10 protein-coding genes are annotated in these 19,150 nt (G+C 64.0%); 9 read left to right on the top strand and 1 reads right to left on the bottom strand.

Annotated elements, in window-relative coordinates; all coding sequences use genetic code 11:
- Positions 1–226: 226 nt before the first annotated feature.
- The 5 genes from OHB01_RS12615 to OHB01_RS12635 all read left to right on the top strand — a co-directional run bounded on the left by OHB01_RS12615 (position 227) and on the right by OHB01_RS12635 (position 13,602).
- Positions 227–3,685, top strand: a complete 3,459-nt coding sequence (locus OHB01_RS12615) for a helicase-related protein (protein WP_328855389.1) — start codon at positions 227–229, stop codon at positions 3,683–3,685.
- Entirely contained in the window at positions 3,682–6,432 is a 2,751-nt protein-coding gene (locus OHB01_RS12620; protein WP_328855390.1) for a DUF1156 domain-containing protein, read from the top strand. The genes OHB01_RS12615 and OHB01_RS12620 overlap by 4 nt, the downstream gene beginning before the upstream one ends.
- A 21-nt stretch (positions 6,433–6,453) precedes the next feature.
- Positions 6,454–9,879, top strand: coding sequence for a Swt1 family HEPN domain-containing protein (locus tag OHB01_RS12625; RefSeq protein WP_328855391.1), 3,426 nt, complete (start codon positions 6,454–6,456; stop codon positions 9,877–9,879).
- 96 nt (positions 9,880–9,975) lie between these two features.
- Entirely contained in the window at positions 9,976–11,937 is a 1,962-nt protein-coding gene (locus OHB01_RS12630; RefSeq protein WP_328855392.1) for a GmrSD restriction endonuclease domain-containing protein, read from the top strand.
- A gap of 498 nt (positions 11,938–12,435) precedes the next feature.
- The gene (locus OHB01_RS12635) at positions 12,436–13,602 is read left to right on the top strand and encodes a hypothetical protein (protein ID WP_328855393.1); all 1,167 of its coding nucleotides are present in this window, start codon (positions 12,436–12,438) and stop codon (positions 13,600–13,602) included.
- A gap of 192 nt (positions 13,603–13,794) precedes the next feature.
- On the opposite strand, the gene OHB01_RS12640 is transcribed toward OHB01_RS12635, so the two are convergent.
- Complete coding sequence (locus OHB01_RS12640) at positions 13,795–14,397, bottom strand: ATP-binding protein (RefSeq protein WP_328855394.1); 603 nt, start codon at positions 14,395–14,397, stop codon at positions 13,795–13,797.
- Positions 14,398–14,615: 218 nt separating this feature from the next.
- Between OHB01_RS12640 and istA the strand changes: the two genes are divergently transcribed.
- The 4 genes from istA to OHB01_RS12660 all read left to right on the top strand — a co-directional run bounded on the left by istA (position 14,616) and on the right by OHB01_RS12660 (position 19,133).
- Positions 14,616–15,854, top strand: coding sequence for an IS21 family transposase (gene istA, locus OHB01_RS12645; RefSeq protein WP_142649219.1), 1,239 nt, complete (start codon positions 14,616–14,618; stop codon positions 15,852–15,854).
- Positions 15,851–16,645 carry an IS21-like element helper ATPase IstB gene (istB, locus tag OHB01_RS12650; RefSeq protein ID WP_142649220.1) on the top strand — a complete coding sequence of 265 codons (795 nt, stop codon included), beginning with the start codon at positions 15,851–15,853 and terminating at the stop codon, positions 16,643–16,645. The genes istA and istB overlap by 4 nt, the downstream gene beginning before the upstream one ends.
- Before the next feature lie 145 nt (positions 16,646–16,790).
- On the top strand, positions 16,791–18,176 hold the full coding sequence (locus OHB01_RS12655) for a hypothetical protein (RefSeq protein WP_328855395.1): 1,386 nt from the start codon (positions 16,791–16,793) through the stop codon (positions 18,174–18,176).
- Positions 18,177–18,245: 69 nt separating this feature from the next.
- Positions 18,246–19,133, top strand: coding sequence for an aminoglycoside phosphotransferase family protein (locus OHB01_RS12660; RefSeq protein WP_328855396.1), 888 nt, complete (start codon positions 18,246–18,248; stop codon positions 19,131–19,133).
- The last annotated feature ends 17 nt before the right edge of the window (positions 19,134–19,150 follow it).

Consider the following 19,150-nt stretch of genomic DNA (forward strand, 5'->3'; position numbering starts at 1 on the left):
CCCGAAATCACCAGATCAACCACTGTGCGCTATGAGAGAGTTTCGGAGAGTCGCGTTGAATGGCTCAGGCAGGACCGAGAGCTTTTGTCAGTCCTGCCCGATACGTTCCTCTCGACTTGCCGGAAGGGTTGTGGGTGAACGTGAAGCGCGAGCGTGACTCTCAGGAGAGGCGCAGATGGCAGGCGTAAGGCTGGAGGACTTGACCCCTGGGGCCATCGTGGGCGGCGTGACTACCAGTGGTGTGGTCACGGTGGTAGCGGTGAAGTGGTACGGCCAGAACGCCCTGAATCTCACCTACCGCGCCGAGGATGGCAGTGTCGCAGACCAACTCCTCTATCGCGATTGGGAAGCCAGGCTCACCATCCGCGCCGCCTCGGCCGCCTACAGCTTCGACGGCGATGGGGCGCTGTTCAAGCTGGCCGCCGAGGCGCTCCGGATTCGCATGGCGGCGCGCTTCGACCCCATGCTCGCGGTTACGACCAGCGACCTGGAGCCGCTTCCGCACCAGATCCAGGCAGTCTACGGCGAACTACTCGACCGCAGCCCGCTCCGCTTCGTCTTGGCCGACGACCCCGGCGCGGGCAAGACCATCATGGCCGGCCTCTACGTCAAGGAGCTGATGCTCCGCGGTGACCTGGAGCGCTGTCTGATTGTCGCCCCCGGCGGTCTGGTTGACCAGTGGCAGGAAGAGCTCCTTGACAAGTTCGGCCTCCGCTTCGATGTGCTCACCCGCGACCTCATTAACGCCCAGCTCGACCAAACCGTCTTCGAGAAGTTCCCGCTGCTCATCGCCCGGATGGACCAGCTTTCCCGCTCTGAGGAGCTTCAAGAGCAGCTCAAGCAGTCCGACTGGGACCTCGTCGTGGTCGATGAAGCCCACCGGATGTCGGCCAGCTACTTCGGGGACGAGCTGAAGAAGACCAAGCGCTACCAGCTCGGCGAGGTCCTCGGCAAGCACACCAGGCACCTGCTGTTGATGACCGCGACTCCGCATGCGGGTAGTGAGGCCAACTTCCAGCTCTTCATGGGCCTGCTCGACTCCGACCGATTCGAGGGCAAGTACCGCGAGGGCGTCAGTTCGACCGACACCGACGGCCTCATGCGCCGGATGGTCAAGGAGGATCTGCTCACCTTCGAAGGCAAGCCTCTCTTCCCTGAACGGCGCGCTTACACGGTCCCCTACCTTCTGTCCGACGCCGAGCGTGAGCTGTATGAGGTCGTGACCGATTACGTTCGCGACCAGATGGGCAAGGCGCAGGCGATGGCGGACGGCAAGCGTGGCAACACCGTCGGCTTCGCCTTGACGGTCCTGCAGCGGCGCCTGGCCTCCAGCCCCGAGGCGATCCTGCAATCGCTCATCCGGCGCCACAAGCGCCTACAACTGCTCCGCCAGGAGATGGCCGCCGGCCGCAGCCCTATGGAAGCCAAGTTTCGCGACCGGCTGGCCGCGATGCTCGGCAAGGGCCCGGCGGACTACGACGAGGCCCTGGATGATCTGCCCAGCGCCGAACTCGAGGAGCTGGAGGACGACGTCGTTGACGCGGCCACCACTGCGCAGACTATCGCCGAGCTGGACAAGGAGATCCTTATCCTCGCCGACCTGGTCGAGGTGGCTCGGCAGGTGAGGCATAGTGGCACCGACAAAAAGTGGACCGAGCTGCGCGAGCTCCTGCTGAGCAACCCCATGGTCCGCGACAATGACGGCAGCCCACGCAAGCTGATCATCTTCACAGAGCACAAGGACACCCTGGAGTACCTCCGAGGCCGGATCAGTGGCCTGCTCGGCAGCGAGGAAGCCGTGGTCACGATCCACGGCGGTGTCTCCCGCGACAACCGCCGAAAGATCAAAGAGTTGTTTACCCAGGACAAGGACTGCCGCATCCTGATCGCAACGGATGCCGCCGGCGAAGGTCTCAACCTCCAGCGCGCTAACCTCATGGTCAACTACGACCTGCCGTGGAACCCGAACCGGATTGAGCAGCGCTTCGGCCGTATTCACCGCATCGGCCAGACCGAGGTCTGCCACCTGTGGAACTTGGTCGCCCAGGACACCCGGGAAGGTGCGGTGTTCATCCGTCTTCTCGACAAGATCGAGGAACAGCGGAAGGCATACAAGGGCAAGGTCTTTGACGTCCTCGGCGAGGCGTTCCAGGACCGGCCGCTGCGGACGCTGCTCATGGAGGCGATTCAGTACGGCGACCGTCCCGAGGTACGCAATCGGCTCAACAAGGTCATCGACTCGTCAGTGGGCGACGGCCTGGAGAAGCTGCTTGCTGAGCGCGCGCTCGCGCACCAGAAGCTGGCCGAGGCGGATGTCGCCGAGTGGCGACTGCGGATGGAGGAGGCACGGGCACGGCGCCTACAGCCGCATTACATCAAGGCGTTCTTCATCGCCGCGTTCAAGCTGCTCGGTGGCCGGATCTCCGAACGCGAGCAGGGCCGGTATGAGATCACCCACGTTCCGGCGGACGTGCGCCAGTTCGAGCGACTGATCAAAGTCGGCGCCCCAGTGCTGCACCGCTATGAGCGGGTCACCTTCGATCGCGAGCTTGTCCGCCAGCCCGGCGCGCCCCGCGCTGACCTTCTCGCTCCGGGGCATCCGCTCCTCGATGCGGTGATCGCCTTGATCGTTGATCGGTACGGCACGCAGTTGAAGCAGGGCGCGATCCTGGTCAACCGGCGCGACGTCGGTGAGGAGCCGCGGCTACTGGTCGCCGTTGCCCAGGAGATCGCCGACGGGCACGAGAAACCGCGGATCATCAGCAAGCGGTTCGACTTCGTCGAGATCGGTCTAACCTCGACGCGAATGGCCGGTTCAGCGCCATATCTGGACTACGCCCCAGCGACGAAGGAAGAGCGGGAACTCGTTCAGGTTGTACTCAGGGAACCCTGGCTGGCCAGCGGGGTCGAGGACATCGCGATCGGCTGGGCCGTCCAGAACGGACTAAGCGCGCATGTCGCCGACCTGCAGAAGCGGGTCGACCGCGAGACGGAACGGACCCGCAAGCTGGTACGACAGCGCCTGCTCCAGGAGATCAATTATTGGGACTCACGCCATGCCGACCTCCTGGATGCTGAGGCGTCCGGCAAGTCGGTGAAGATGAAGTCCGAGTTCGCCGGTCGGCAAGCCCGGAATCTGGAGCAGCGGTTGGAGCGTCGCATGGATGAGCTCGACCGCGACGCCCGACTCCAGGTCCGGCCGCCGCGGATCAGCGGGGCGGCTCTGGTCGTCCCACAAGGGTTGCTCGACCGGCTGGCCGGGCTCCGTGACCAGCCGATGGAGGCATACGCAAGAGAGACCGAGGCAGTGGAACGGCGGGCGGTTGACCGGGTGCTGCAGGAGGAGCGGAGGCTGGGCCGGATCCCGGAGGAGATGGCGCACAACAACCCCGGCTACGACATTCGGTCACGTACGGTGGATGACCACTGGGTGTTCATCGAGGTTAAGGGCCGGATCGCCGGGGCGGACGCTTTCCACGTCACCCGGACCGAGGTCCTCACCGGCAAGAACTCGGGGCAGAGCTTCCGGCTGGCGTTGGTCAGCGTGCATCCCGAGGGGCCTGAGCACGATGATGTGCGTTACATCGTCGACCCCTTTAGAGACGTGGATTTTGGCAAGTTCGACGCTACCGAGCTGGGTGGCGACTGGAAGAAGTCTTGGAAGCGAGGAGGAGCCCCGGTATGAGCCAGGGAACCAGCGGTGAGTACCGGCGCAAGCTGATCGATGTGACGCTGCCTCTCACACAGATCAGCTATGCAAGCATCGCGGAGAAAAAGCGGAGTGTCGGGACGGTCAAGAACCTTCACAAGTGGTTTGCTCCCATGCCGACCCCTGCGCTCCGGGCCCTGATCTTTGCTTCCCTCGTGGACGATCCAGGACAAGGTCCCGAGCGCGACAGGCTCATCCAGCTCATCAAGGACTTGGTACCAACCGGGGGGACGGCCCCGTCAGGTGACGTGCTCCGCATGGCACGCGAGCTGATCGCGAAGTCCAATCCGGAGCTACCGATCGTGATAGACCCCTTCGCGGGAGGCGGCTCCACCATCGTGGAGGCCCTTCGGCTGGGACTTCCAGCGGTGAGTTCAGACTTGAACCCGGTCGCAGCACTCGTAACCCGCGCTCTTGGCGAGTTGCTTCCCGCCGTCGCTCTGATGCCCGCCGTCTCCAAGAGTAATGACGCGGCCCGCATGCGCGACATGCCATACGACGGCCTCGGTGACGATCTCCGTCATTATGGTGCCCTAGTACAAGAAGCAGTGAAGGAAAGAATTGGCCACTATTACCCGGTTCCGCCTGGAGGGGAGCCGGTTGCCTGGCTTTGGGCGAGAACTGCGCCCTGTTCGAACCCTATGTGCGCGGTTCGCATCCCCCTATTTGGCTCACCGTGGGTGAGTAAGCAGCCTGGCCGTGAGGCCACGGTGGAGCCCCTCGTGGAGGGTGACGAGGTTCGGTTCATAGTCCACCAGGGCAAGAACGGTCCTGCTAAGGCGACCAAGGGCAGTGGGCGCGCCCAGTTCGCATGCCCGAAGTGTTCGTCTCCTTTGGGTGAAAAGGAACTACGCGCCTTGGGTCGGTCAGGAGAGCTTGGTCTCCAGCTCATGGCTTACTGTATGGACACGAAGAGCGGCCGGACTTTCGTAAGTCCTTCCGCTGATCTCCAACAGGTTCTCGATGTAGAGGTGCCGGACGACCTGGACGAGCTCGAAATCGGAGGCAACACAAAGAACTTCGCCCCTCCGCTCTATGGCTTGTCCCGGCACGAAGACCTCTACACGCCTCGCCAGTTGGCCATGCTTGCGGCATTTGCCGACGAGGTGGCCGAGGTCTACGACAGGGTCATCGAGGACGGGGGCAGCTTGGAGCAGGCCCGCGCAATCGCTACGCTCCTTGGCATCTGCGTAAGCAAGATGGCTCAGTCCAACTCAACGCTGGTTCGCTGGCGGACACGGGTTGGCCCCTCCAAGACCGAGCCGGCTTTCGGCACGCAGGCAATGCCCATGCTGTGGGATTTCGCGGAATCTTATCCATTTGGCCATTCCCGTGGTAGCTGGCAATCGCAGATCGATGGGCTGTTGTACGTTCTGAGAGAACTGCCGCGCGATGCCAAGCCAGGGAGGGTGGCTCAGGTCGACGCGCGCCGTGCGGGTGATCTCGTCGAACCTGGCACTGCGTTGATCGTGACAGATCCCCCTTACTTCGGGCAGATCAACTACGCGGACCTGAGCGATTACTTCTATCTATGGCTACGCCGCGCACTTCGCAATGTTCACCCAGACCTGTTCGGAACGATCGCAACTCCGAAATCCGTCGAGTTAGTGGCGAATCCCGCTCGCCATGGTGGAAATAAAGAAGGCGCGCAGCAGTACTTCATCGAAGGATTTACTGAAGTCTTCACCTCGTTGCAGAAGGCATCAAGACCGGATCTGCCGATTGTCGTTGCATACGCCGCCAAACAGGACGATTCCGATGGCGCCGGAGCTGTGTCCTCGGCATGGGTTTCTATGCTGCAAGCTGTTCTTGCCTCGGGACTTTCGGTCGTAGGCACGATGCCGATCGAATCAACGGTGGCGACTCGTCAGGTCAGTCAGGGTGCAAATGCGCTCGCTTCCTACATCATCCTGATCTGCCGTCCTCGACAGGCCGAGGAGATCGTCGACAAGTCGGGCTTCCTTGCTCGGTTGCAGGAGGAACTACCTGAAGCCATCGAGGCGCTCCGCAAGGGCGGCGTGTCACCGCTCGATATGGGTCAGGCGGCCATCGGGCCGGGGATGCGGATCTTTTCGGGTTATAAGGAAGTCCTCCAGCCGGACGGCAAGCCCATGACCGTACGCGAGGCACTGATCGAGATCGACAAGGCCGCCACTGCCATCATCGACGGCGAGGAGGCCGAGTTCGACGCCCCGACGAGATTCGCGTTGAAGTGGTTCCGCCAGTTCGCGTTCGACCGGGGTGCATATGGCGATGCTGACGTCGTGCTCCGTCAGACCGGCACCGCGATCCGTGACCTCGTTGAGGCCGGGATCGTTAGCAACACCCCGCGGAGCACGGTCTGTTTGCTCGACTTCGATGAACTGCCGGCCAACTATGACCCGGCCAAGGACGAGCGGATCTCCCACTGGGAGGTCGCGATGCACCTCGCCAAACGCTTCAACGAGCAGGGGATCGACGGCGCGGCCCAGTTAGCTGCCGGAGTGCGTAGCCGTACAGACGCCGCAATCAGCCTAGACCGGGTTAACCGTCTCGTTCACCGGCTTTTTAAGGTTTCCGATCGCCGCTTCCAGAGGACCGCGGCCATGTTCAATCAGTTGGGTACCGCCTGGCCGGACATCATGACGGCGGCACAAAATGTCACGCCCGCCCGATACGTTACGGATGAGATCGATGGCCTCTTCTCCAATGTGGAGGAGAGGTTGGACGACGATGACGACTGACGATCGGATACGTAGGCGGACATGGGTGACGAGGGGTTAGGCAAGGACGCAATGGCACTGTCACGTGCTCAGCGGGTAGGCAAAGGCTTCGAGCTCCTAGCCGAGGGGCTGGAGCCGGTCGTGGAGCGGCTGATGCAGGCTGCGGCCCCGGCGGGGAAGGACTGGCTCGACCTCATCGCAGCCAAGGAAGCCGCCAAGCACGGCGGCGGGATGAAGCTGTCCAAGCACGACCCGCAGCTCCAGCTCAAGGTCATAACCGATCATAAGAACGTCTTCCATGAGCTGATCGGTCACAATGGCTACCGCTACGCAAGTGAGCTGCGGGAAGTGCGTAATGCCTGGGCTCACAACGACAAGTTCACCTTCTACGACGCCGACCGGGCGCTCGACACCATGGAGCGGCTGCTCCGCGCCGCCGGCGCAGTCGACGCTGCTGAGCAGGTCCTCGCCCAGCGGGAAGAGCACCGCAGCCAGACCGACGACAAGCGGGCCCGCGACAAAATCCGCAAGTCGTCACCTGTCGCGCTCTCCGTGGACGGCCACGGGCTGAAGTCCTGGCGCGAGGTTGTCATTCCCCATCCCGATGTACGCACGGGTCAGTATGCCTCTGCCGAGTTCGCCGCCGACCTACATCAGGTGGCGACCGGCAAGAGTACGAGTGAGGAGTACTCCGACCCCATCCAGTTCTTCAACCGGACGTACCTCACCGAGGGCATCAAGGAACTGCTGACCAACGCGGCCCGACGCATCGCCGGCGACGGTAACGCCGAACCGGTATTCAACCTGCAGACCAACTTCGGTGGCGGCAAGACGCACTCCATGCTGTCGCTGTGGCACCTGTACGCGCCGGGACTTACGGTCCACGACTTCCCGCAGCCGGTGCAGGACATGCTTGGCGACATCCCACTCCGATCCGGGGTGCGTCGAGTTGCGCTGGTGGGCAACCGCATCGAGGCGGCGAAGCCTTCCTTCAAGGACGGCCGCCCGGGGATTAACACGCTTTGGGGCGAGCTGGCGTGGCAGCTCGGCGGCCAGGATGCTTACGACATCATCGCCGCGGCCGACCATGCACGCACCCCGCCGGGCGACTCTCTACAGGACCTGCTGGAGAAGTACGCACCCTGCGTGATCCTCATCGACGAATGGGTGGCCTACGCGCGGTTGCTGCACGGCCGCAGCGACTTGCCTGGCGGCACATTTGAGGGGCAGTTCACGTTCGCCCAGACGCTGACCGAGGTCGCCAAGGCCGTCCCCGGCGTCATACTGGTAGTGTCCGTTCCAGCCTCTCATGATCCCAAGGACAAGCACGCCCGCGCCGACGAGGCTGAGGTAGGCGGCGTCCGCGGGCAGGAGGCGCTGGAGCGTCTGCAGAACGTGGTCGGCCGGGTGGCCAAGCACTGGCGGCCGGCCTCTTCGGACGAGTCGTTCGAGATTGTGCGGCGGCGCCTCTTTGAGGACCTGACGCCGCAGGGCCAGCGTGACCGGGACGTCATCGCGAAGGCGATGATCAGCTTCTATCGAGAGCACACCGGTGAGTTCCCGCACGCGGTGACCGACCGGAACTACGAGGACGAGATCAAGCGGGCCTACCCCATCCACCCCGAGCTGTTCCACCGGCTCTATGAGGACTGGTCGACGTTGGAACGCTTCCAACGTACCCGCGGCGTGCTCCGTCTGATGAGTGCCGTCATTTTCCGGCTCTGGCAGGAGCAGGACCCTGCTCCGCTGATCATGCCGGGATCGGTGCCAGTGAGTGACGAGTGGGTGCTTGGCGAGGTCACCCACTACCTGTCCGACAGTTGGAAGGCTGTCATCGAGGCCGACGTGGACGCGCCGAACTCCACGCCCGAGCAGATCGACAAGAGTCGTCCCGCGTTCTCCCAGCGCCACCTCACACGACGCCTGGCCCGTGCCGCATTCCTGGCCTCAGCGGCCCGGAGCGGCGCGCAGCAGAAGGGGGTCGAGCGTAAGCGGATCTGGCTTGGCACCGCGCTACCCGGCGATGTCGTTGGCAACTTCGCCTCGGCCATCCACTTGCTCAGTGAACAGGCGCTCTACTTCTACGTGGACGGCAGCTCCTACTGGTACGACACCCAGCAGTCGGTCAATCGCCTCGCTCGGGATCGTGCCGAGGAGTACCGCAGCCATCCTGAGGACATCTACGTCGAGATCGTGGATCGTCTGAGAAAGCGCGATGCCGACAAGAAGCACAAGGACGTCTTCGGCAGGGTCTTCGCCGGGATGGAGAGCGGGGATATCACCGAGACCACCGAGGTCTCGCTGGCCCTGATCCACCCGCGCTACCACTACTCCGCGGCAACCTCCGTCAACCCAGCGCGAGACTGGGCAACGAAGACTCTGGAATCGCGCGGCGAAACTCCCCGCCTCAACCAAAACATGCTGGTCTTCGCCGCCGCGGACCGGGAACTGCTGGGCTACCTCATGGACGCCGTCCGGGACTACCTCGCCTGGGACTCCATCGTCGAGGACCGGGACCTGCCGCTGGTGCCCGATCAGATGGCCATGGCGCGCAAGCGCCGCAAGACCGCCGACGACACGGTTTGGCTCCGACTCACTCAGGCATACAACACGGTGATCTACCCGATCTGGGACGACAGGACCGGCCGTGTCGGCCTGCGTGCTGCCACCCTCGACGACGAGGGCGATGTCATCCCCGCCCGGGTTGGCGTCAAGCTTCGCAACCTCGACCAGCTCCGTGTGGTCATGGGCTCCCGGCTGATCCGCCATGACCTGGAGAAGAAGCTCTCTAAGGTTTGGGCCAACGGGCACGTCTCCCTGGGTGACCTGTGGCAGTACTACTGCCGCTTCCCGTACCTGAGCCGCCTACGTAACCGACGGGTTCTGGAAGAGGGCATCTACAACGTCCTAGAGGAGACGACGGGCGAGTTTGAAGGCTTCGCCATAGCCGCCGGATACGACGAGCAGGATGGTCGCTACGTCGAACTCGTCATTCCCGGTAGCGGCGAGTACATCAGTCAGTTGACCGACCGGACCCTGCTCGTTGAGCTGGACCGAGCCAAGGCGCAGCGCCTCCGCGAGGAGCAGCAGCGCCAGCCCGACCCGGGGCCGGGCGAGGGTACCGACCCTATGGACAACACGACAACGGGCTCAAGCCAGAGATCCAGCCCGACTGCAAACACGAATACAGGTGGCTCGCCCAACCCGGACCCGACTCCCTTGCCGTCGGCGGTGAAGAACACTCGGTTCTGGGGCTTCCACCGAGTCAATCCTGAGCGGTTTTCTCGGGATCTTAACAACCTCAGCAAGGATCTGCTTGCGCTCCTCACCGCGCCTGACGGTGTTGAGCTTGAGGTGGAGGTTCAGATCACTGCACGGCGTGCCGAGGGCTTTTCCGACGACACCATCATGAAAGTGATGGAGAACCTCGGGCACCTCAAGGTTGAGGGCAAGTTCGAAGACATCTGAGGGCCGTACGGCTGCCGCTCGCCTGGCGGTAGCCGTACTCAGATTTCATCTATCCACGTTCACTCCTAATTCATTCGGAACGAGGCAACGCCCTCCATGCTCGTGGAGAAGACCGAGCGCCCTATCGCTATGTTGGTTCACCAGATCTCTTGCGGCGAAATCAAGCTGCCGGAGATCCAACGGGGCTATGTGTGGAACACATGGAACGTCGCCAAGCTGATCGACTCGCTCTATCGAAAGTATCCCTCGGGCACATTGGTGATGTGGAAGCCCGCTGAAGCGCCACGGAGTCGACAGTTGGCGATCGGAATGACCCCAAAGAAGCCGACTGTCCCACCACTTTACCTGCTGGACGGACAACAGCGATTAACCTCGCTGCACCGTGTCCTGAATGATCACAAGGATGCACAAATCGCCTTCAATATCGAAACCGAGGAGTTTAAAAATCAGACTGCAGAGAGCAAGAACGACCCTCGATGGATCAAGGTTTATGACATACTCCGGGATGATGTTGACCTATTCGAGATACGAGACGATTTATTGAATTTGGGGCTCCAGGTTGGGTCGCGAGAAATTGGACGCAGGCTGAGCCGACTGGCCTCAATCAAATCCCATAGTATTGACATGAAGATCGTGACGGGGTGCGACTATGAGGAGATCGTTGAGATCTTCGAACGCGTTAACAGTGGTCGTCCACTCAAGACTGTCGATCTCGCCCTTGCCATGCTTTCCGTCCACTGGCCGGGAATTCTTAAGAAAATTGAAGAAGAGGCCGCCCATTGGGCGGACCGGCATTACTCGGACATAAACGTCCAGTTCCTCGCTCTTGCTCTGAATAAGGCGGTCATCGGCCGATCGGACGGTGACCTTGAACAGGGGTGGGAGACGGTCCGACGTGGGCTGCGCCACCTCGTTCCGCTGCTTACGGAGAACCTGAAGATCACCAGCAGCGCGCTCATTCCGTCCCATGCGACACTGCTCCCGGTGACCATTCTCCTGGGCGAGCGACCCGACGCACCGCTCGATGCGGAGACCCGCGACGGGATCCTCTACTGGTTCCTCCTGGCGAACCTGCGGAACCGGTACAACAATTCGACCGACACCATGCTCGGCCGCGATATCCCTGCGGCCCGCGAGCAGGAGCCGGTCAAGAAGCTGCTCGCGAACCTAGGCGTGATCGGGACCAGGATCGCCATCACCCCGCAGGACCTGGCTGGCAAGTCTAGGGAGAGCGCCTACTTCACTCTGAGCTACCTCGTGGCCAAGAAGGCGGGCGCCCAGGACTGGTGGTTCGGCACGGAGATCTCCGCGATCGGAGAAGACCAGATCAAGCTCGAACACCACCACGTGCACCCGCAGGCGACCCTGAAGAACCACGCCAAAAAGTACAGCAAGGGCGAGATTAACGACCTCGCGAACCTCGCTTTCATCTCCGCTAAGGCCAACCGCAAGATCAGCGATCGGTCGCCAAGTGTCTACTTTGTCGACCCAGCACTGCCGCCGCTGACGCAGGAAGATCTTGCGGCACACTTCGTCCCGTACGACGAACCGCTTCGTGACGCCGCCAATTACCGTGAGTTCCTTGTCGAACGGCGTCGGCTGCTCGCGGCGGCCATGACTAAGCTCCTCGACAGCTTCCGCCCTGCCTGGCTCAGCCAAGCCAGCGCGCCTGTCGAGGTCAGGCCAGGTTGCACACTGGAGTTCGTCCTCTATCAGAGCCACTGGGACATCGGCCGGATCGTAGCCATCGCGAAGGCCGACGATGCCTCATGGATCGGTTCCTTCAGCTTCGCCGACCTGGAGACAGCGATTGACGCTGCGAACAACGGCCTCGACAGTGGCATCGACATCGCCGGCCAGTCCGTCCCGGTGCGCGTAGAAGGGGATATTGTCGAGATCGCCGTCGGCCCGTTCATGGTTTCGGGCACCATACACGCCTGGCACGAGATGATGAACCACGCACGGGACCAGGCCCTGCCGCTCTCTCAACTCCCCGCCCTGGAAGAGCCAACCTGGACCGACGAACTCATTCCCTTCCCCGTAACTAGCGTCGAATAGGCATAGCTTGATCGCCCTGAGCCAAGTCGCGACCACATGATCTCCGCACAATGCGCCGCGCTCCCGGGGCCATTCATAAGTCACTGCGGCGCGAACAATATGGACGCCGCCTTGATCGTTTCACGCCTTGGGGAAGGCGCGCGGATCTGAATATCGCAAGCTTGTCGGGGCGACGGGCGTCTGTCCAAAGATCGTTTGCCACGACACCGAGCACGCCCCGGCCTAGGCAGACAACGCTGAGTCGTCGAGCAGACCGCCTTGCTGCGCCACTTTCGCTCGGCAGGCGCTGACAGCGATCCGCCCCGACATCTCCGTGACTGGCAATGGCACAGTCGGCACCGTCGCCGTAAGCGTCTGGAGCGCTTCTCGCCGACGAGACAGCGAACGACCAGACCTTGTTTGCGAGGGCCATTTAATATAACATTTTGGCAGCACTGAAGCCATTCCGCCGGCACTGGCTGACTCAAAGATTTACCGATTGGCAGCCGATTTTCTAGTATGAGTGACGTACCTGATACTTCTCACCAACCGAACGACGGCACAGCACTACTCGGCGACCGCTACAGTCGTCGCAACTACCCTAGCCATACCCAAGACGGAAACCCGCCGGGGCGCTGGATAGCCTTGGACGAATCTGGCTGGGATGGCGATCAATTGCATGGCGGTGACCGAAGCCGCTACTTAGTCATCGGATCCGTGGCTATCAGCGACAATGACGCCGCAGGCATCGTCGAGACACTACGCCGCGAGGCGCGAATTCAAGCCCCTGAGCTCAAGTTTGCAAAGTCCTTCACCGCCCAGAGCCATGCTTCACGGCGTCAGGCACTCAAGGAGCTACTAGCACCAAAAGGCCCTTTGGAAGGTCGGGCTTCTGTCTACGTCGTCGACAAGCACTACTTTGTGGTGAGCAAGCTGATCGACCTATTCGTGGAGGAGCGGGCCCATGCAAATAGTGTCGACATCCGCAACACCGGCGTTGTCCGACAGCTTGCGAGGACCCTGTTCGAAGAAGGTCCACGCGCACTGGGCTCCTCCAGCTTCGCCCATCTCCTCACGACCACCGTTGCCTTTGCCTCAAAAAAGAACCGTGACGGGCAGAAGGTGACGGTCGAGGAGTTCTTCGACGTCGTGGACGCAGCCTGGGCCCGCTCCTATCGGCGCAAGGTAACCGACGTGCTGGGACTGCTCCGTTCGACCCGATCTGAGGCGAGCGCCTATTTGCGGGACCTTCAGGAAGGCAGAATGGCCGAAGCGCTCGAACCCCTCGTTCCCTGCATAGTCGCCGCAATTAGGAACTGGTCCGAGCGGATCGGGAAATTGAACGTCCTGGCTGACGATCAGAGAGCTCTGACGGACGACCAACTCGATCTCATGAGTGCCGAACTACGCGGCCTGGGGCACCCAGATTTCCGCTATCTCATGACGGGAGTACAGCTGGGGGAACTGGTCCGCGGGCAGTCGAAGTCCCATCCCTCTCTCCAGCTCGCCGATCTAATTTCGGGTGCTGGCTTCGCTGTGGCAAAGCGCCACGAAGGCGAGCCTACATTAGCTGGAGACGACTTATATCTGGCTATCATCCCGTTGATTGACCCAGCCAGCATGCTGCCCCATGACGCGCCAGAGCGGCTTGCCCAACCCGGACAGCCCCCGGCTCGCTCAAGCTAAGCTGATCCCATAGTTCGTGTATTGCGGAAGTGGCACCAAGAGACCTATGGAGGTTGTTGGGGCCTTGCCTCAGCGTTGCCGCAGGTGCAGGCCAACTCTCGATTACGGCACTCAGCAGAGCGCGGAGTGGCCGCGTGGCCGGAGTCGGGGGGCACGTCCCGGGGGTGGACAATTCTCCGGCCACGCGGCGGTCTATGTGCCGCTCTGCTCCAGGGCGGCGATTCGGTGTGCAAGGTCGCGCGCGGACGAAGCGGAGATCAGAAGCGGTTTGGGCCTCCGGGGCATGGCCCACCACTGGCGCGTCTGGTTGCCGAACCAGCAGACCCAGGCACCGAACTTCGTGCCCAGCTCGACGAGGGCTCGGGCGGGCTCGACCTCCGGCGACAACCGAGCGACGGACTGCTGCTCTGGCCAGCGGAACTCGGCCCACACGGTGCGGCCTCGCGCATCCCCGTCGACGCCCATCTGCTCGCTGAGGGCCGCCACGATCGCAAGGCCGCGGCCGCCTTCAAGGAGGTTCTCGGCCTGGGCGACCCGGATGGCCGGCTGCGTCGGGGCTCCTGCGTCCGCGACGGCGATGCGCAGCTCGTTGGTGCTGCGCTGCACGTGGACAACGAAGGTGCCGCCGTTTCCGGAGCGGGTGTGCATGATGGCGTTCGAGGCCAGCTCGGCCACGCAGGTGATGACGGCGTCGCGGTCCGGGCAGTCCGTCAGCAGGCCGCCGACATACCGGCGTACCTCCTGGAGTTGGCGCGCCTCGCCGCGAAAGGCGCGCTGGCACCAGCCAGGGGTCATTGCTGTCTCCTCGGAATGAAGGGCCAACCGCACTCCCGCTCGGTTGCCGAGGCCCAAGGAAATCTCATCCGCAGCGCCCTGACCAGGCGTTTCGCGTCTGCTGCAGGTTCAGAAAGTTCGCCGTGTTCATCGGTGTGACGGCGGCGCTCCAATACTGGACCAGTGTCGACGCTCGAAAACGGACCCATCTACCGGCCTCATGGGCCTAGATCGGGAAGGTGCTGAGCGTGGAGGACTGGGCGGAGATACGCAGGCTGTATAGAGCCGAGCAGATGCCGATCCGGGCGATCGCCCGCAAGCTGGGTGTGGGTCGCAACACGGTGCGGCGGGCGTTGGAGTCGCAAGGACCACCCAAATACGTGCGCAAGCCGTCCGGATCGATCGTGGACGCGGTGGAACCGCAGATTCGGGAGCTGCTGCAGGCATGGCCGGACATGCCGGCGACGGTGATCGCCGAGCGGATCGGCTGGCAGCGCGGGCTGACCGTGCTGAAGAAGCGCATCCGGGAGTTGCGGCCGCTGTATGCGCCGCCGGACCCGGCGTCGCGGACCAGCTATCTTCCCGGTGAGCTGGCCCAATGTGATCTGTGGTTCCCGCCGGTGGATGTGCCGCTGGGATGCGGGCAACAGGGGCGACGGCCGGTGCTGGTCATGGTCAGCGGATACTCGCGCTGGATCAGCGCGCGGATGCTGCCCTCGCGCCAGTCGGCGGACCTGATCACGGGTCATTGGGTGCTGTTGCGGCAGCTGGGCCGCGTTCCCAAGGCGCTGGTGTGGGACAACGAGGCGGCGATCGGCCAGTGGCGGGGCGGGCGCCCGCAGCTGACTGAGGCGATGAACGCCTTCCGCGGCTGCCTGGGCATCAAGGTCATCCAGTGCCGCCCCGGTGACCCGGAGGCCAAAGGACTGGTCGAACGCGCCAACGGCTACCTGGAGACCTCCTTCTTGCCGGGCAGGTCCTTCACCGGCCCGGCCGACTTCAATGCCCAGATGGCCGCCTGGCTGCAGCGAGCCAACCAGCGTCATCACCGCCGCATCGAGTGCCGGCCCGCCGACCGGCTGGCCGCCGACCTCGCCGCGATGCTGGAACTTCCGCCGCTGCCGCCGGTCACCGGCTGGCACCTGACCACCCGTCTGGGGCGGGACTACTACGTGCGCCTGGACTCCAACGACTACTCGGTGCATCCCTCGGTCATCGGCCGCCGCATCGAAGTCACCGCCGACCTGGACCAGGTGCGGGCCACCTGTGAGGGACGGCTGGTCGCCTCCCATCAGCGGTGCTGGGCAGCCCACCAGACCATCACCGCACCCGAACACGACCAGGCCGCCCGCGCATTGCGCGCACTCGCCCACCGGCCATCGCCGCCTCCGCCGGCGGACGCCGACGTCGAGCAGCGCAAACTCACCGACTACGACCGCCTGTTCGGCCTGGGCGAGCACCAGGTGGTGACGCGATGACCGCCAAGAACGCCACCGGCAGCCGTGACGCCACCGCCGAGATCGCCTACCTGACCCGCGTGCTGAAGGCACCCTCCCTGGCCGCAGCCGTTGAGCGGCTGGCCGAACGCGCCCGCGCCGAAGACTGGAGCCATGAGGAGTTCCTGGCCGCCTGCCTGCAACGAGAAGTCGCCGCCCGCGAGGCCCACGGCGGGGAAGGCCGCATCCGGCTGGCCCGCTTTCCCGCCCGCAAGTCGCTGGAGGAGTTCGACTACGACCACCAGCGCTCCCTCAAACGCGAGGTCATCACCCATCTGGGCACCCTGGACTTCGTGGCCGCCCGGGAGAACGTGGTCTTCCTCGGCCCGCCCGGCACCGGCAAGACTCACCTGTCCATCGGGCTGGGCATCCGCGCCTGCCAGGCCGGTCACCGCGTGCTGTTCGCCACCGCGGCCCAATGGGTCGGCCGTCTGGCCGAGGCGCACCATGCCGGGCGCTTGCAAGACGAGCTCGTCAAGCTCGGCCGGATCCCGCTGCTGATCGTGGACGAGGTCGGTTACATCCCGTTCGAAGCCGAAGCCGCCAACCTGTTCTTCCAGCTCGTCTCCTCTCGCTACGAGCGGGCGAGCCTGATCGTGACCAGCAACAAGCCCTTCGGCCGCTGGGGCGAAGTCTTCGGCGACGATGTCGTCGCCGCCGCCATGATCGACCGTCTCGTCCATCACGCCGAGGTGGTCTCGCTGAAAGGAGACAGCTACCGGCTCAAAGACCGTGACCTGGGCCGCGTGCCCGCGGCCAAGACCAACGACTAGATCAACAAACGGGTCCAGATTCGCGCGTCGCCCCTGGTCTCACATTCGAGCGACGTTGACACGGTGAACATGACAGTGATGGGGCGATTGCAGCCTGTTATCCTGCGGGCCCCGTTGTCCTCCTCATCAGGAAGGGAAGGACGAAATGATTGGACTTGCGCGCCTGTACGCGGAGGCCGGCTTCGGCAAGCACGAAAGCTTCGCCGCGGCGGTCAACGCCCATCCGCTCGCCCGGGAATCGGGCGTGAGCGTGAGCCGGGTGAGCATCGGGCGCTACCTGTCCGGGACGACCGTGCCGGATTTGGCGGTGGGCCGCGTTATCGTGGCCGTGCTCGCCGCTCGCCTGGGTCGGCCGGTCACGCTGAACGACGTGTGGCCGGTGGCCTTCGCCCCGGCGGTCTCCGATCTCGCCCTGCGATACGAGCGGTCTCTTCCCGTCACCGTTGAATGCGTCGCCGAGCTGCTGGCGTGTGAGGTGGACCATGCGCGCGCCCAGGCCCTGGCGGCGTTGGACTTCGCCCCTCCCGCTGTTTCCGAGGCCATCACCGGCTGGCGGTACGGTCTGGTCGACTCGGTGACCGGCAGGCAGACGGAAAGCCGGGATGTGACGCACCGCCAGGTCACCCAGATCCGAGAGACGTGCGCATGGTTCTCCGGGCTCGACCACGCCCGAGGCGGCGGACTGGTACGCAGCGCGGTGACAACCTACCTGCACGATCACCTGGCCCCTCTGCTGCGCGGCAGCTACACCGATGCCGTGGGCCGCAGCCTGTTCGCCGTAGCGGCCGAGATGCTGCAACTGGCCGGATGGATGGCCTACGACCTCGAACGGCACGGCCTGGCCCAGCGCTACTACATCCAGGCGTTGCGTCTGGCCAAGGCGTCCGGCGTGGAGTCGCGGGGCTTCGACGCCTTCGTACTGGTACGACTCAGCCAGCAGGCACTCAACCGCGACCACGCCGACGAAGCCCTCTACCTCGCGCGTGCCGCCCACGACGACGTCGCCCCGTCCGCCACGACGCCGGCCGTACGGGCACTCGCCTACGCCGCAGAGGCTCGGGCGTGCGCTCGGCTGTACGAGAAAGGCGACGCCCACGCGGCCACGGCCTGCCGTCAGGCCCTCCTCGCCGCCGAACGTGAACTCGACGTCGGAGATCTCGACGGGGAGCCTGCATGGATCGGCTACTTCGACCCGCCCGAACTCGCTGCGGAGGTAGCGCACTCGCTGGTGGTGATCGGCGACACCACCGCCGCGTTGCCCCACCTCGACGCAGCACTCACTGGCAAGAGCAGCGACCGCGCTCGCGACAGGCTGTTCTGCCAGCTCAACCTGGCAGTAGCCCATCTCAAGACCGACGACCTCGACGCCGCCCTGGCCGTTGCGGAACAGGCCCTCCCCACCGCAGGAACCATCGCCTCCACCCGGGTCCGAAGCCGGTTTCGGAGCTTCCGCCGATCGCTACCGGCCAAGGAGCCTCGCGTTGTCGCGTTCAATGAACGCGTGCATGATGAATTGGCCGGAGTTGCGTAGAGCTCCGGGGATCAGACGACAAGGTGCCGTCTGGTGAGCTGGGCAACACGGGGAGCGCCAACTCTCACGATGAGTACGCAGCCGGTCGACGCCCCTTACAGGACAGCCCTGGTAGGCGCCTGTCGACAGGCCGGGCTCGACTGTGACGGTGCTCGGCTGCTGCGCGTTCACGCCAACGCGATCTACCACTTGCCCCGGGAGAACGCCGTCGCGCGCGTCCGCAACGCCTCGGCGCTGGAGCGGATGCGCATCGCCGTTCAGACCGCTGCCTGGCTCGCCGAGAAGGGCTTTCCCACGCTAAGGCCGCTCGACGTGACACAGCCCGTGATCGTCGGCAACCACTTGGCGACCTTCTGGGAGTACCTGCCGCCCCTCGACGGACGGTCGGCCGACGTCACTCATCTCGCCGGCCTGCTGCGCGTGCTGCACCGTCATCCGCTGCCTCCGTTACTGCTTCCCTCCATTCGCCCAGTGGGGAGCACCGCAGCGGAGGCGAGGGCGTCCACCGTCCTGTCCCAGAGCGAGCGCCACTGGCTGGTCGCGCGTTGCGAGGAGCTGGAGGAGGGCTTCGCGCGGCTCGCGGCCACGCTGCCGTGGGGGATCGTGCACGGCGACGCCCACACCAACAACCTTCTCCCTCATCACGAAGGCGGCTGGGTGCTCATCGACTGGGACTCTGTCGGCGTCGGCCCGCCCGCGTACGACTTCATGCCCATCTACCTGCGCCCCCGCCGCTTCGGCTATCCGCAGTCCTTATGGCACGACTTCTGTACGGCCTACGGAACCGACCCAGTGGAGGACGGCGACCTGAACCTGCTGGCACAGATTCGTGAGGTTCGCAGCCTCAGCGCCTTCATCCGCGGCGCCAAACACAACCCCGCCGCCCGCACGGAGCTGCTCAACCGACTGTCCTCCCTCATGACAGGAGACAGCACGCGCAGGTGGAACGCCCTCTAATCTGGCGCGACCGACAG

Origin of the sequence: Microbispora hainanensis (assembly GCF_036186745.1) — a bacterium.
Classification (GTDB): domain Bacteria; phylum Actinomycetota; class Actinomycetes; order Streptosporangiales; family Streptosporangiaceae; genus Microbispora.

Excerpts from the sequence above, each read along its gene's own strand:
- OHB01_RS12620 (WP_328855390.1), top strand. The coding sequence starts at position 3,682 with ATGAGCCAGGGAACCAGCGGTGAGTACCGGCGCAAGCTGATCGATGTG.
- OHB01_RS12625 (WP_328855391.1), top strand. The coding sequence starts at position 6,454 with ATGGGTGACGAGGGGTTAGGCAAGGACGCAATGGCACTGTCACGTGCT.
- OHB01_RS12630 (WP_328855392.1), top strand. The coding sequence starts at position 9,976 with ATGCTCGTGGAGAAGACCGAGCGCCCTATCGCTATGTTGGTTCACCAG.
- OHB01_RS12635 (WP_328855393.1), top strand. The coding sequence starts at position 12,436 with ATGAGTGACGTACCTGATACTTCTCACCAACCGAACGACGGCACAGCA.
- OHB01_RS12640 (WP_328855394.1), bottom strand. The coding sequence starts at position 14,397 with ATGACCCCTGGCTGGTGCCAGCGCGCCTTTCGCGGCGAGGCGCGCCAA.
- istB (WP_142649220.1), top strand. The coding sequence starts at position 15,851 with ATGACCGCCAAGAACGCCACCGGCAGCCGTGACGCCACCGCCGAGATC.
- OHB01_RS12655 (WP_328855395.1), top strand. The coding sequence starts at position 16,791 with ATGATTGGACTTGCGCGCCTGTACGCGGAGGCCGGCTTCGGCAAGCAC.
- OHB01_RS12660 (WP_328855396.1), top strand. The coding sequence starts at position 18,246 with ATGAGTACGCAGCCGGTCGACGCCCCTTACAGGACAGCCCTGGTAGGC.